The organism is Streptomyces sp. NPDC033178, from assembly GCF_055577685.1.
In genome coordinates, this window is record NZ_JBVIPT010000001.1 from 418,645 (window position 1) to 432,323 (window position 13,679).

The 13,679-nt window shown below is 69.6% G+C and carries 12 protein-coding genes and 1 pseudogene; 11 read left to right on the top strand and 2 right to left on the bottom strand.

Annotated elements, in window-relative coordinates; translation table 11 throughout:
* Positions 1–217 precede the first annotated feature (217 nt).
* On the top strand, positions 218–1,048 hold the full coding sequence (locus tag ACZ5VQ_RS02095; protein ID WP_469103226.1) for an IS5 family transposase: 831 nt from the start codon (positions 218–220) through the stop codon (positions 1,046–1,048).
* Here the strand turns inward: ACZ5VQ_RS02095 and ACZ5VQ_RS02100 are convergent.
* Positions 1,045–1,815: a hypothetical protein gene (locus ACZ5VQ_RS02100; RefSeq protein ID WP_469103227.1), complete on the bottom strand. Its 771-nt coding sequence runs from the start codon at positions 1,813–1,815 to the stop codon at positions 1,045–1,047. The two genes, ACZ5VQ_RS02095 and ACZ5VQ_RS02100, sit on opposite strands and share 4 nt — an antisense overlap.
* Positions 1,816–2,843: 1,028 nt before the next feature.
* On the opposite strand from ACZ5VQ_RS02100, the pseudogene ACZ5VQ_RS02105 reads away from it, so the two are divergent.
* The 4 genes and pseudogenes from ACZ5VQ_RS02105 to ACZ5VQ_RS02120 form a co-directional block, all read left to right on the top strand.
* Positions 2,844–3,002: pseudogene (locus ACZ5VQ_RS02105) on the top strand (response regulator transcription factor); the annotation flags it as partial.
* 494 nt (positions 3,003–3,496) lie between these two features.
* On the top strand, positions 3,497–3,922 hold the full coding sequence (locus tag ACZ5VQ_RS02110; protein WP_469103228.1) for an SRPBCC family protein: 426 nt from the start codon (positions 3,497–3,499) through the stop codon (positions 3,920–3,922).
* A 131-nt stretch (positions 3,923–4,053) separates the two neighbouring features.
* Positions 4,054–4,410 carry a hypothetical protein gene (locus tag ACZ5VQ_RS02115; RefSeq protein WP_469103229.1) on the top strand — a complete coding sequence of 119 codons (357 nt, stop codon included), beginning with the start codon at positions 4,054–4,056 and terminating at the stop codon, positions 4,408–4,410.
* 291 nt (positions 4,411–4,701) lie between these two features.
* Complete coding sequence (locus tag ACZ5VQ_RS02120) at positions 4,702–5,616, top strand: helix-turn-helix transcriptional regulator (RefSeq protein WP_469103230.1); 915 nt, start codon at positions 4,702–4,704, stop codon at positions 5,614–5,616.
* 54 nt (positions 5,617–5,670) lie between these two features.
* Here the strand turns inward: ACZ5VQ_RS02120 and ACZ5VQ_RS02125 are convergent, their stop codons facing one another.
* Positions 5,671–6,588, bottom strand: coding sequence for a helix-turn-helix transcriptional regulator (locus ACZ5VQ_RS02125; RefSeq protein ID WP_469103231.1), 918 nt, complete (start codon positions 6,586–6,588; stop codon positions 5,671–5,673).
* A 499-nt stretch (positions 6,589–7,087) separates the two neighbouring features.
* Between ACZ5VQ_RS02125 and ACZ5VQ_RS02130 the strand changes: the two genes are divergently transcribed.
* The 6 genes from ACZ5VQ_RS02130 (at position 7,088) to ACZ5VQ_RS02155 (ending at position 13,638) form a co-directional block, all read left to right on the top strand.
* Complete coding sequence (locus ACZ5VQ_RS02130; RefSeq protein ID WP_469103563.1) at positions 7,088–7,939, top strand: aldo/keto reductase; 852 nt, start codon at positions 7,088–7,090, stop codon at positions 7,937–7,939.
* 138 nt (positions 7,940–8,077) lie between these two features.
* Entirely contained in the window at positions 8,078–8,866 is a 789-nt protein-coding gene (locus ACZ5VQ_RS02135; RefSeq protein ID WP_469103232.1) for an SDR family oxidoreductase, read from the top strand.
* A 92-nt stretch (positions 8,867–8,958) separates the two neighbouring features.
* Positions 8,959–9,579 (top strand): flavodoxin, encoded by a 621-nt coding sequence (locus tag ACZ5VQ_RS02140; RefSeq protein WP_469103233.1) that lies wholly within the window; start codon positions 8,959–8,961, stop codon positions 9,577–9,579.
* Positions 9,580–9,814: 235 nt separating this feature from the next.
* Positions 9,815–10,459, top strand: a complete 645-nt coding sequence (locus ACZ5VQ_RS02145; protein WP_469103234.1) for a (2Fe-2S)-binding protein — start codon at positions 9,815–9,817, stop codon at positions 10,457–10,459.
* A gap of 6 nt (positions 10,460–10,465) precedes the next feature.
* On the top strand, positions 10,466–11,446 hold the full coding sequence (locus tag ACZ5VQ_RS02150; protein WP_469103235.1) for an FAD binding domain-containing protein: 981 nt from the start codon (positions 10,466–10,468) through the stop codon (positions 11,444–11,446).
* Entirely contained in the window at positions 11,443–13,638 is a 2,196-nt protein-coding gene (locus tag ACZ5VQ_RS02155) for a xanthine dehydrogenase family protein molybdopterin-binding subunit (protein WP_469103236.1), read from the top strand. The genes ACZ5VQ_RS02150 and ACZ5VQ_RS02155 overlap by 4 nt, the downstream gene beginning before the upstream one ends.
* The last annotated feature ends 41 nt before the right edge of the window (positions 13,639–13,679 follow it).

Below are 13,679 nucleotides of genomic sequence, written 5' to 3' on the forward strand. Positions count from 1 at the left end.
GCTCGTTCCCGCCAGCACCAGCCACGGCAACCACCACACCCCTGTCGACCAGCACGCCCACCGCCGATCCTTCGAGGGCGATCCTGCAGCCGGACGGCACACCACCCTCTGGAACCGTCAAGGCGCGAGGACCTTTGCCACTTAGGGGTCCTTGCGGAATGACCTTGTTGTGGCACGGTGGAGATGTATGTGATCCCGTGTTTTGTGGGGTGTGACCATGGCGCGGCGGAAGCCGTGGGAGGTCAGTGACGGGTTGTGGGCGGTGATCGAACCGCTGTTGCCGAAGCATGAGCGTCGTTTCCGGTATCCGGGGCGCAAGCGGATCGGTGACCGCAGGACCCTGCAGGGTGTGCTGTTCGTCCTGTACACCGGTGTCCAGTGGGAGTTCCTGCCGCAGGAGTTGGGGTTCGGTTCGGGTCCTACCTGCTGGCGGCGTCTGGCCGAGTGGCAGGAGGCCGGGGTGTGGGAGGAGCTCCAGCGGGTGCTGCTGGATGGGTTGCGGGCAGCCGACCGCCTCGACTTCTCCCGCGCCACGATCGATGCGTCCCACGTGCAGGCCAAGCGGGGGCGAAGCAGCCCAAAAGTCGGCCCGAGCCCGGTTGACCGCGCACGACCGGGCTCGAAGCATCACGTCCTGACCGACGCCCGCGGCACTCCGCTGCGGGTGTCTCTGACCGGCGGGCACCGCAACGACGTCACCCAGCTCCTGCCGCTGATCGACAGTCTTGGGCCGGTGCGGGGCAAGCGGGGCCGCCCACGGCGCAAGCCCCGCGCGTTATACACCGACCGCGGCTACGACCACGACAGTTACCGGCGACGGCTGCGCGAGCGCGGCATCGTTCCAAGGATCGCCCGGCGGGGGCAGCCGCACGGTTCGGGCCTGGGCTGCGTCCGGTGGGTTGCCGAGTCCGCGATCGCCTGGCTCCACGGGCCCCGCCGCTTACGGATCCGCTGGGAAACCAGAGACGACATGCACGATGCATTCCTCCAGCTCGCGCACTGCATGATCCTCGCCCGCAAAAACCCAGCACTCTCAAAGCACCACTAAGCAGGGGTGCGCGGCTGAGTACCGGGCCGAAGCTCGATGCGAATGGTGTCGTCGTCCACGATGACGTACGTGGGATCCGTGGCCTTACTCCACCCCAGGCCCAGCAGGTAGTAGCGCTGATCACGCTGGATCAGCAACCGCAGGCCGCTGTAGCGGTACCGGTAGTGCGCATCGGGTCCCAGATCCTCCACATGCGGGCCGGGCGCCGCGATGCTCAGCGGCTCGGTGCTCAGCACGATCACGGCCACGCGGCGCACCAACTGGTCTGCATCGCGGTGCGCGTCCTGACGGCCGAGCTGCCCAGCTATCAGGGCCACCACCCAGATCAGAAAGAGACCCGCAACCAAGACAGACACGGCACGCTCCCATGCGGGCCTGCGCGGCTCACCCGCAGGAGCAGCACTGCGCGTCTGGCCGAGGAGGAGTCCAGCTGCCACAAGCAAGGGCGCCGACCAGGCGGCAGGCTGGATCCACCGCCACAACACCATCAGCACGACCCCCGCGGCGACGAACGCCGGATACGCCCGCGCCGCTGCTTGCCCGAAAACGCGCAAGCGGCGGACATGGCGTTCTGCGAGGTGCAGGGTGATCAGCAGTCGTGGAACAGCCGGTACCAGCAGCGCCAGGGCGACGGCTACCAGAGCCGGCAGCGTGGCGAGCCGCAGGCTGCGCATCCCCAGTTCCAAAGTGCTGAAGCCCATGGCAAAGCTATCCACGTGGAAGTAGCCGAAGTAGGCGTTGGTGTAGATGGAACCGGCGTAGAGCATCAGGCCGCCGACGAACGACGTCGCTCCGAAAGCCGAGTTGACAAGCTCCAGCCGACCGCCTGTGTCCGTATGCGGGTCAGGCGGTGGTGAGGCGTTCCCATCCCCGAGATGGCGGTGACGTGCAGGCCCGCGGCGGACCTCGCGGCGGCGGGGTCGGTGGTCAGGCGGGCGGAGCGTAGCGGAGGGAACTGCCGGCTCCTGGGGTACGGCGGCGCCCATCCAGTCAGCCCTCCTCGGGTGGCATGCCGGTCTCCGGCTCGGTCGGGGATGTCGAACACGTGTTGCCCGGATCCGGAGTCGGGCTGCACGGGGGCGGCGTCGACGCCGGCTCGCTGGCCACGACCATGGGGCCAGGCTCTGCGGGTGGCTCGGTGTCCGTTGGAGGCGGTTCCACGGGGGGAATCCCCGGGTCCCCATCTGCCCCTCCACCGTTGTCCCGGTCAGCCAGGACACCGCCCCTGTCATCCTCGTCGGCGGCAGATCCATCGTCGTCACTCCGACCGCTGCCGGTGCTGCGCTCGCCGCTCTGGCCGTTGACGGTTCCGCCGCCGTCGCCCTGGTCAGCCGGGGTTCCGCTCTCCCCGCTGTGCCCGGGAGTCGTCGGCCCTGACGGGGTAGCTGCTGGCACCGAGGCATCAACAGGTGGATTTCCGCCAAGTGGCTCTCCCGGAGTGCCACACCCTGCAGCCCCAAACCCCAGGACCACCGCCGTGACAACAGCGGTAACAGCCCTGCCCCCACTGACGCCTCCTGGGCACACCCGTATCCGTTTCCTCGTCACAACCTGCAATACTTCACGGCCCGTAGAGGCAGGATCAACTAGATACAGGCATTGCACACATGTACGGATGAAACGATAGAAACCGCTGCACGAATGCGCGCTGGTGTCCTGCGCCAGTAGTTGATCGTTAGTAGTTGCGTGACTTCTGCTGCTGGCGCGTCAGTTCCTTGCCTGGGCCCCAAGTTGGAGCCGTTGCTGCTGTCTGCGGAGGAGCGGGCGGCTTGGAGCCGTGGACGCGTCGGGCGACATCGGCCACGCCAATGCCGAGATCGCCGCCTCCCTCTTCGTCTCGCTCTCGACCGTGAAGACGCACCTCACCAGCGTCCAGCTGAAGCTCTCCGCCCGAAACCGCGTCGAGATCGCCGCCTGGGCCTGGCGAACCGGCCACGCCGACGGCCCGGCATAGCCCCTCGGCCACCGCCAGTCCACGGACCTCTTCATCCCCGACCGCTGTGTCTGTTCCGACAGCTGGAGGTTTCCCAGTCTGTGCAAGCGGACTGGGGGACAATCCTCGGGACTGTTAGCAATCAGCACGCCAGACGGCAATCAAACGAGAGCTGTACGCCTCCTACCTCGCGGCCATGGCGCAGACCTGGAATGAAATCCGTGCGGCAGTCATCGAGAACTCAAGAGGGAGAACCAAACCTGGTTCGACGCCTTCAGCGCCATGCGCCGCATGACGCGCCTGGACCTCGACCCCGAAGCGCTTCCCTTGCCGTCTGCCGGGTCGTGAAGGCCCCGTCCGACGGCTCGGACATGGGCCGCCCGCGCTTCCGCCTCGTATGCGGCATCGCGAAGGGCCCGGCCTCATACGTCGTGTGGGTGGGACGTACGCGGGTAACCGGGTCCCACTGATCCGTCGGGCCCAGCGCCCCAGCCGACCGTAAAAGAGGTACCTCTGTGTCCGCTTCTCTGGTGGAGACCGTCGACATCCAGGCCCCCGTGTCCGTCACCTGGGCTCTGTGGAGCGATGTGGCGAGGTGGCCGTCCTTCCTCAGCCACGTCCGCCTGGTGGAGCCTCTGGACGAACGCCGTTTCGCCTGGCAACTGTCCCTGCCCGGCGCGGACAAGAACTTCGTCGCCGAACTGGCCGAGGTCGTCCCCGAGGAGCGGATCGCCTGGCACACCACCCAGGGCGTGCACCATGCCGGAGTTGTCACGTTCCACCGGCTGAGCGACACCGCGAGCCGGGTCACTTTGCAGATCGAGTACGACCCGAAGGGCTTCGTCGAGCACCTCGGCGCTCTCACCAACCTGGACTCGACGCTCGCCAACTACGACCTCGGAGAGTTCCAGAGGCTCGCGGAATCCGCAGCTTCGGCCTGACCACGATCATGTGGTGCCGGCGAACGCCGCCAAGCGGACCGGTCCGCTGTACGGGCCGGTTCCATGGCGGCCGAGGATGCTCGGTCCTTGGCGTCCGGGCACCGGACCACCGCAGGGACCGGGGACGACGTATGGCCACGAGTGTCGCGTTGGAGCTGGTGGTGGAACGGGCCCGGGCGACAATCGGGAGCTGGGAGCGGCAGTCGTTGGGGGTCGTACGGGCCGAGGCCGCGGCGGAGTTCGCACGCGCCGCCGGAGAGAGCGCGCCGTGTCTGGTCGACTCCGACCGCGCCGACTTCGTCGTCCAACCGATGTCTGCCGTGAGCCTGCTGCGTGGGGCGCCCGGTGCCGACCCGGCGGAGTTCCGGCCCGACGGCATGTACCGCGACGAGGTGCCCGGCACCGACGGGCTCGACGTCCGTCCCCTGGTCGAGGTCACGGAGACGTTCATCGTCCGACGACGGATCACCTGCGGCAGGTCACGGTAGGACAGCGGGTGCCGCCCGTCGAGCCGACGCTCGACGCGATCGCCCTGGTGCGTTTCGGGGCGCGCCGCGCCTCCGCCAAGGACTTCAGTTTCCCGCCGAGTTGGATCGAAGTGATGACAAGTTTACGGAGGTGCCGACGGCCCTCTGGGACGGGGGTCCCCACACGGTCAACAGTTCCTCGCGCACGCGACACGTGCCAGACCGCGCTGTGCCGGGGAACCGCGTTCCAGGGCATGACAGGGCCCCCCACGCGTCTACCGGCGGGTCACCTGCACCCGCACACTCGAAGACATGACACGTGAGCAGCCCACCAGCGGGGGCACCGAGCTGGGACGCTTCCTGCGCGCCCGCCGGGGCCGGATCACCCCCGCCGAGGCCGGTCTCACGGTCGGCCCGGGACTGCGCCGCACGCCCGGTCTGCGCCGTGAGGAACTGGCCACCCTCGCCGGCATCAGCATCGACTACTACACCCGCCTGGAACGCGGCAAGGAAACCAGGCCCAGCCCGTCCGTCGTCGACGCCCTGGCTCGCGCCCTGCGCCTGGAGGAGGACGAACACGAGCATCTGCGCAGCCTCGTCGCCCTCGCCGCCCGCACCTCGCCGGAACCTCCGGCGCTGCCCAACCGGACCATCCGGCCGGGCGTGAAGCTGCTGCTGGAGACCTTGCGGCCGAACCCCACTCACGTGGTCAGCCGTACCAACGACCTGCTCGCGGCCAACCCCAGCGGGCTGAAACTGCTGACCGGGATCGAGGAGTGGCCGACCAGGCAGCGCAACATCGCCCGCTACGTCTTTCTCCACCCCGCGGCCCGCAGCCTCTTCCATGACTGGGCCACCCAGGTCCGCGGCTGCGTCGCCCGCCTGCGCGCCCTGGCCGGCACCGACCCCGATGCCCCGGACCTGGCCCGGCTCGCCGGTGAACTCCTGCTGAAAAGCCCGGAGTTCGCCCGCCTGTGGGAGCGCTACGACATCAAGGGCCACTCCCACGGCCGCAAGACCTTCCACCACCCTGACGTCGGCGACCTCACCCTCGGCTACCAGTCCATGGAACTGGAAGGCACACCGGGCCACCGCCTCATCATGTACTACGCCGAGCCCGGCACCGCCGACCACGACGCCCTCGTCCTTCTCGACCTGCTCGGCTCCCAGTCGGCGCCGCACGCACCGACCGCGTCCCAGGACGAGAGCACGTCGTCGTCGACCTGACCCCGCGGCGCCCCACCGTCCCTGGCACGGTGCCGGACAGACGGTTGGTGTTCGTCAGGACCGTGTGCGCCGTTGCTGTTCGGCCGACCTACTGGCATGCCCGGCGGACTGGGGGACGCTCGCGTCGAGCAGGAGCATGGCGTCGTGGTCGGGGGTCCCTGGTAGGGCGGTGTAGACGCCCAGACGTTGGCCGGGGGTCCCTTCGAGGTGCATGCTCTGGCCGCTGAGAGTGAGGATGCCGACCTCGGGATGGTGGAAGGTCTTCTCGATCTTCTTGCGCCCAGTGACGTCGTAGCGCTCCCACAGCTTGGCGAAGTCGGGGCTCTTCAGCAGGAGCTCACCCACCAGGCTGGTGAGGTCGGGGGCATCCGGGTCGGTGCCGGCAAAGGCGCGGAGCCGGGCGACGCAGCCGCGGACCTGGTAGTCCCAGTCGGGGAAGAGGGTGCGCGCGGTGGAGTGGAGGAACAGGTAGCGGGCGAGGTTGCGCTGAGTGGCGGGCCAGTCGGCCAGGCCTGCGTACAGGGCGAGGCCGCCCGGATTCCAGGCGAGCAGGTCCATGCTGCGGCTGATGACGTAGGCGGGCCCCGGCCGCATGGTCTCCAGGACCAGCTTCAGATGGGGGCGCACGGTCCGGCTGGGCGGCGGCGCAGGCTCGGGGGCGTACCGGGCGGCCCGGGCTGCGAGCTCGCGCAGGTGCTGGTGCCCGGCGTCGTCGAGACGCAGGGCACGGGCCAGTGCGTCCAGCACCGAGGGGCTGGGGCGGGTCTCCTTGCCGCGCTCCAGGCGTACGTAGTAGTCGATGCTGATGCCGGCGAGTGTGGCCAGTTCCTCGCGGCGCAGGCCAGGGGTGCGGCGCAGGCCCGTGCCCACGGTGAGACCGACCTGCTCAGGGCTGGTCTGGGTGCGGCGCGCGTGCAGGAACCGGCCCAGTTCCATGTCGGCGCTCCTGCTGGTGCTTCGCTCCGATGCCATATCGACAGTCTCACACCGCGCTGACCTGCGTGGGAGGCGTGTGGGGGGCCCTGTCACACCCCTGAATGTCGCTCCCCTGTACGGCCCGGCCTGCCACAGCGGACAAAAAGGCGCGAGGCTCGTGTTCTGTCAGCTCGGCTCTTCCAGTGCAGGAGATCGTCCCTTGTCCACGTCCGCCGCAACCGCACCGCTCACGGTGGGCGCGGCCGGCCCGCCGCCGCAGATCAGGTCCGGCGCGCGGCCGACGCTGGTCGGGCGGAGCGCACTCGCCACCAGCACGGCATTCCTGCCGCTGGTGCCACTGTTGCTGGAGTTGCTGGAGAGCGCGCCTGCCGAACGGACCGACGTCACCAGTGGTGTGCTGAACGCCGCCCGCCGCCTCGGCGGTGCCCCGGGCCGTCGCCGCCATCAGTCGCAGACGCGCGCCTCGTCTCCTCGAGCACTGACCGGTCACCTGCCGCGCCCCGCCTCGCCCCTCCCCGTACAGAAAGAAGATCCCATGCAGACCGTCACCCTCAACAACGGCGTCGAAATGCCGATCCTCGGCTTCGGCGTCTACCAGATCCCGCCGGAACAGACCGAGCAGGCCGTCACCGACGCCCTCTCGGCCGGCTACCGGCTGCTCGACACGGCTGCCGCGTACCAGAACGAGGAGGCCGTCGGCCGCGCCATCAAGAACAGCGGCATCCCGCGCGCAGAACTGTTCGTCACCACCAAGCTGTGGGTTCAGGACGCGCCCGCCGAGGAGAACACCAAGCGCGCCTTCGAGACGTCCCTGACCAAGCTCGGCCTGGACTACCTCGACCTGTACCTGATGCACCAGCCCTACGGCGACGTGTACGGCCAGTGGCGTGCCATGGAGGACCTGAACCGCGAGGGCCGCGCCAAGGCGATCGGCGTCGCCAACTTCTACCCCGACCGGCTCCTCGACCTCGTCATCAACAACGAGGTCACCCCCGCGGTCAACCAGATCGAGACCCACCCGTTCTTCCAGCGCACCACCGACCAGGAGCTCATGCGCGAGCACGGCGTGCAGATCCAGTCATGGGGCGGGTTCGCCGAAGGCAAGAACAACATCTTCACCCACCCGGTCCTGAGCGGGATCGGCGAGAAGCACGGCAAGTCCGTGGCGCAGGTCGTGCTCCGCTGGCTGACCCAGCGCGGTGTCGTCGCCATCCCCAAGTCGGTCCGCGCCGAGCGCATGGCGGAGAACATCGACATCTTCGACTTCGACCTCACCGACGACCAGATGGCGGCCATCGCCACCCTGGACACCGGGGGGACGCTGTTCTTCGACCACCACGCACCGGAGATGGTCAGCTGGCTCAGCGCGCGGCGTCTGGACGGCTGACCCGGCAGACGGCGACAACCGCTCCTGAACTCGCGCGCGCGGGTGCCTTCACCCGCCCCGGACCGAGGCACCCGCGCCTGAGGATCTCCGCCTCGCCGCCCTCACGGCAGCACTCACCTCACGGACCAGGACCTCACCATGTCCCAGAACCAGAACATCACCGACGTACTCATGGTCGGCGCGACCGGCAGCATCGGACAGCTCGCCGTGCGCGCCGCACAGCGACAGGGCCTGCGCCCGCGGGCACTCGTTCGCGATCTGCGGCGGGCCGAGCAGTTGCTCCCCGGTGTCGAGCTGGTACAGGGCGACCTTGAGGCCCCCGCCTCACTGCGGCGCGCCGTGGGCGGAGCCGACGCGATCGTCCTCACCCACGGATCCGGTGGCGACTCCCGCCCGGACGCCCGTGCGCACGTCGACTACGGCGGCGTACGCAACATCCTGCAGGCCCTCGACGGCGCCCGGCCGCGCGTGGCGCTGATGACCTCCATCTACGCCACGCGCAGCGACATCCCCGGTGCGACCCCGTGGAAGCGGCGCTCCGAGCGACTCCTGCGGGCCAGTGGCCTGCCGTACACGGTCGTCCGGCCCGGCTGGTTCGACATTGCCGGCCCCGCTCAGCGGAGGCTCGTCCTGGAACAGGGCGGCACGGCCGATGGCGGGGTCGCCCGCGACCAGATCGCCGAGACGCTGGTGCGCAGCCTGCTGACCGACACCGCGCTGGGCAGGACGTTCGAGCTGATCGCCACCGAGGGCGAAGAGCCGTCGGACTGGGCAGAGCTCTTCGGCGCTCTGAGGAGCGACGAGTCCGGCACCGTGGACGGCGTGTTGGACCCGCCCGACCTTCCTGTCGAAGCCGAGCCGCGAAGGGTGCGTGCCGATCTCGATGCCGTCCGTTCCCTTCGCGGAACCAGCGGAATCAGCGGATGACTGCCGGCGGAGTCGGCGCCGGGCAGGGCAAACCCGCCGCGCCGGGGCGTCGCGCGCTCCTTCGAGGCGTACTCCTGGGAGGAGCCGCCGTCATGACCGGTGTCCAGATCACCGGCTGTTCCCCGTCGAAGCCGAGCGGGCCGACGCCGGAGTCCACCGGGCGATCTGCCTCGGCGGCCTCGCCGCGGCAGCGGATCCTGCTGGCCTACTTCTCCCGGCCGGGCGAGAACTACTCCTACGGCGGGCGTACGAATCTCAAGGTCGGGAACACCGAGGTTCTGGCCGAAATGATCAGCGAGCGCATCGAGTGCGACGTGCACCGCATCGAACCCGTCGACCCCTACTCCGACGACTACGACGAGACAGTGGCGCGCAATGTCCGCGAACAGGACGCCGATGCACGGCCCGCCATGGTCGACCCTCCGTCCTCGATCGAGCGTTACGACGTGGTGCTGCTGGGCAGCCCCATCTGGAACGTCAGAGCGCCCATGATCATGTCGACCTTCACCGAGAGGTACGACTTCCGCGGCAAGACGGTCCATCCGCTCACGACGTATGCGATGAGCGGACTGGGCACCACCGAGCGGGACTACGCGGCGTCCTGCCCGGGCGCGACCATCGGGGAAGGGCTCGCGGTGCGCGGCGAGGAAGTCCGGGAGGCCGATGCCCAAGTCGAGTCATGGCTGCGGCGCGTCGGCATTCCGCGGGGCTGAACCCGTTCCCCAAACGGCCCAGTCTTACATCGCCGTGCCCCGTGGGACAGGTGGGAAGAGGGGCCCTCTCACACCCTGGCACACCGTTCCCCGGCACAACACGGCCTGCCACCCGGCCAGTTGTCCCGCCAGGCTGGGCAGAAGCCGAAATGCCATGAGGGGCAACAGTGAACCTCCGTCCTGGGCTCACGCCGGTCAGCAAGTCCCCCACCTTCCTCGTGTCGAGAGAGTGAGCATGTCTACCGAAACCTCCGAGTCAGCCACGTCTCCCCCCACCCGGCCGCCCTCCGCACCCTCGCGTCGTACCTTCATCGCAACGACGTCCGCGGCCGGTGGTGTCATCGCGGCGGGCGGTCTGGTCGCGGCGCCGTCCGCGCTCGGCGTCGAGGAAGCGGTCGCCGCCGAGGCACCGGTCCCCAGCAGCCGCGTCTCGTTGACGGTCAACGGCCGGCGGCACGCCGTCACCGTCGACAACCGGACCTCGCTCCTCGACCTGCTGCGCGAACACCTCGGTCTGACCGGTTCCAAGAAGGGCTGCAACGCCGGCGCCTGCGGGGCCTGCACGGTCCTGGTCGACGGACGCCGCGTCAACTCCTGCCTCACCCTGGCGGTGCGCCTGGACGGCGCCGAGGTCACCACCGTCGAGGGCCTGGCCAGGGGCGATCGACTGCACCCGCTGCAGCAGGCGTTCATCGACCAGGACGCGTTCCAGTGCGGCTACTGCACGCCGGGCCAGATCGTGTCGGGCGTCGGCTGCATGCAGGAAGGCCACACCGGCTCCGCCGAGGAGATCCGGGAGTGGATGAGCGGCAACATCTGCCGCTGCGGGTGTTACGTGAAGATCGTGCGCGCGGTCGAGCAGGCCTCGGGCCGGAAGTGAGTGGCGATGTATCCCTTCTCATGCACCAAGGCACCCAGCACGCGTGAGGCTCTCGAAGCCGGTCGGCGCGGTGGGCGGTACATCGCGGGCGGGACCACCCTGGTCGACCTGATGCGCGAGACCGTCGAACGGCCCGAAACCCTCGTCGACATCAGTGGTCTGCCGTTGGACGAGGTAACCGTCACCGAGCGTGGCGGGCTGCGGATCGGCGCCCTGGTGACCATGAGCGAGGCCGCCGCCCACCGCAAGGTGCGCACCACGTATCCGGTCGTCTCGCAGGCGCTGGAGCTGAGCGCTTCCGCCCAACTGCGCAACATGGCCACCATCGGCGGCAACATCATGCAGCGCACCCGCTGCACCTACTTCCGTGACGTGACCGCCGCCTGCAACAAGCGCGAGCCCGGCTCCGGTTGTGCCGCGCGCGAGGGGTACAACCGCACCCACGCGATCCTGGGCACCTCCGAGGACTGCGTTGCCACCCACCCCTCCGACGCGGCCGTCGCCTTCGCCGCCCTGGACGCACGGGTGCATCTGCTCGGCCCGGACGGCGCACGCAGTGTCCCCTTCACCGACTTCCTGCTACGGCCGGGCAGTACTCCGAACCGCGAACAGGCCCTCAGCAAAGGCGAGTTGATCACCGCCGTAGAAATCCCGGCCTACCCGCGCCCGCTGAAGTCCGGCTACCTGAAGGTCCGTGACCGGCAGTCCTACGAGTTCGCCCTCACCTCCGCCGCCGTCGCCCTGCACGTCCGCGGCGGCGTGATCCGCGAGGCGAAGGTGGCCGCCGGAGGAGTGGGCACCGTGCCGTGGAAGCTGCCCGCCGTCGAAGAAGCCCTCGTCGGCGAACGGCCCTCGGAGCGGCTCTGGGCCCAGGCGGCGGCATCGGCTGCGGACGGGGCCCGGCCGTTGGAACACAACCGCTTCAAGGTCGAACTGCTCAAGCGGACGGTCGAACGTCAGCTGCGCATCGTAGGAGACAACGCATGAGCCCCCAGCCGCAGGCAGCCGTCGGCGCACCGCTCTCCCGGGTGGACGGGCGCCTCAAGGTGACAGGGCAGGCGAAGTACGCCGCCGACCACGAACCCGACGGTGTAGTGCACGCCGTCGTGGTCGACAGCAGTATCGGCAAGGGCCGGATCACCGGCATCGACACCCGCGCTGCCGAAGGCCGGCCCGGCGTCCTGAAGGTGATCCACCACCGCAACGCCCCCAAGCTGCCGTACGGACCCAATCCGGGATCGCTCAACCTTCCGGGTGAGCGGCTGCGCGTCTTCCAGGACGACCGGGTCCGCTTCCACGGCCAGCCGGTCGCCGTCGTCGTGGCCACCACGCTGGAGGCCGCCCAGCACGCGGCGAGCATGGTGAAGCTCGACTACGACAGCGAGCAGTCCACCACAGACCTCACAGACGCTCCGCCGGCGGGCGAGCCCAGGACCTACGCGCGTGGTGACGCGGAGGCGGCCCTGCAAGCCTCCCCCGTACGGCTGGAGATGACCTACCGTCCCGCCCGCAACCACCACAACGCGATGGAGCTCCACGCCACCGTCGCCCAGTGGGACGGCGACCGGCTGACGCTGTGGGACAAGACCCAGTGGGTGCAGAGCCCGCGGGACGAACTCGCCGCCAACTTCGGCATCCCGGCGGAGAACATCCGGGTCATCTCGCCGTTCGTCGGCGGCGCGTTCGGCAATGCCGCGCGGGCCTGGCCACACATCACCATCGCGGCCCTCGCCGCCCGCGAGGCGGGCCGGCCGGTCAAGCTCGTACTGACACGCAGGCAGCTCTACTTCGGTGTGGGCTACCGGCCGGCGTACGAGTACAAGGTGCGCCTGGGCAGCGACCGCCGCGGACGGCTGACCGCGATGACCCACGACCTGCGCGCCGAGACGTCCAGCTACGAGACGTTCGCCGAGCGCGGTGTCGTCTCCCCGGGGCAGATGCTCTACACCACGCCCAACGTCGCCCAGACGCACCGGACGGTGCCGCTGGACGTGAACACCCCGACCCCGATGCGCGGCCCTGGCTACTCCACCGCCGCCTTCCCCATCGAGAGCGCGATGGACGAACTCGCCCACGAACTGGGCATCGATCCGATCGAGCTGCGGCGGCGCAACGAACCCGAGAACGACCAGTCCAGCGGGCGGCCGTTCTCCACCAGGCGGCTGCGCGAGTGCTACACCGTCGGCGCCCGTGAGTTCGGCTGGAATCGCCGCAACCCCCGGCCCCGCTCCACCCGCGACGGCGACTGGCTCATCGGCACCGGCATGGCCACCGCGCTCTACGACACCCTGCGCGCTCCCGGCCAGGCCGGCGTGCGGCTGGACGCCGACGGCACCGCCCTGGTCGAGTCCTCGACCAGCGACATGGGCCCCGGCACGTACACCTCCATGACGCAGGTCGCCGCCGACGCCCTCGGCTTGGCGGTCCGCAACGTGACGTTCCGGCTCGGCGACACGAACATGCCCACGGCCCCGCTCCACGGCGGCTCGCTGACCATGGCCAGCGTCGGATCCACCGTCCAGGACGGCTGCGACAAACTACGACAGCAGGCGATCGAACTCGCCGTCGGGGACGAGGACTCACCGCTGTTCGGCATCGACGCCGACGACATCGTCGTACGGGGCGGCCGACTGCACGTGAGCGACAACCCCGCGCGCGGGGAGACCTATCGGCAGCTCCTCACCCGCAACAACCGCACGCACCTCGAAGCGGTCGGGTCCTGGACCCCGGGGCAGTCCCGGTCCTCGATGTACGCCTACGGCGCGGTGTTCGCCGAGGTCGCCGTCGACGCCCGCCTCGGTCTGGTCCGGGTGCGGCGGATGCTCGGCGTCTTCGACGCGGGCCGCATCATCAGCCCCAAGCTCGCCGACAGCCAGGCCATCGGCGCAATGACCGGCGGCATCGGCATGGCACTCCTCGAACACACCGTCACCGACCACCGCGACGGCCGGATAGTCAACGCCAACCTGGCCGACTACCTGGTACCGGTCAACGCCGACGTCCCCGAACTCAAGGCGATCTACGTCGACGGCCGGGACGACGAGGCCGACCCCCTCGGCGTCAAGGGCCTCGGCGAGGTCGTCCTGGTGGGCGTGGCACCCGCCATCGCCAACGCCGTCTTCCATGCCACCGGCCGCCGGGTACGCAATCTGCCCATCACCGCCGAGTCGCTGCTCTGAGTCACGCCGCGGGCAGCGGTGCACACGCACCGCTGCGCAGG

Coding starts and splice junctions, on each gene's coding strand:
- ACZ5VQ_RS02150 (WP_469103235.1), top strand. CDS start 10,466: ATGTATCCCTTCTCATGCACCAAGGCACCCAGCACGCGTGAGGCTCTC.
- ACZ5VQ_RS02125 (WP_469103231.1), bottom strand. CDS start 6,588: ATGGCATCGGAGCGAAGCACCAGCAGGAGCGCCGACATGGAACTGGGC.
- ACZ5VQ_RS02120 (WP_469103230.1), top strand. CDS start 4,702: ATGACACGTGAGCAGCCCACCAGCGGGGGCACCGAGCTGGGACGCTTC.
- ACZ5VQ_RS02095 (WP_469103226.1), top strand. CDS start 218: ATGGCGCGGCGGAAGCCGTGGGAGGTCAGTGACGGGTTGTGGGCGGTG.
- ACZ5VQ_RS02155 (WP_469103236.1), top strand. CDS start 11,443: ATGAGCCCCCAGCCGCAGGCAGCCGTCGGCGCACCGCTCTCCCGGGTG.
- ACZ5VQ_RS02130 (WP_469103563.1), top strand. CDS start 7,088: ATGCAGACCGTCACCCTCAACAACGGCGTCGAAATGCCGATCCTCGGC.
- ACZ5VQ_RS02140 (WP_469103233.1), top strand. CDS start 8,959: ATGACCGGTGTCCAGATCACCGGCTGTTCCCCGTCGAAGCCGAGCGGG.
- ACZ5VQ_RS02145 (WP_469103234.1), top strand. CDS start 9,815: ATGTCTACCGAAACCTCCGAGTCAGCCACGTCTCCCCCCACCCGGCCG.
- ACZ5VQ_RS02135 (WP_469103232.1), top strand. CDS start 8,078: ATGTCCCAGAACCAGAACATCACCGACGTACTCATGGTCGGCGCGACC.
- ACZ5VQ_RS02100 (WP_469103227.1), bottom strand. CDS start 1,815: ATGCTCTACGCCGGTTCCATCTACACCAACGCCTACTTCGGCTACTTC.
- ACZ5VQ_RS02115 (WP_469103229.1), top strand. CDS start 4,054: ATGGCCACGAGTGTCGCGTTGGAGCTGGTGGTGGAACGGGCCCGGGCG.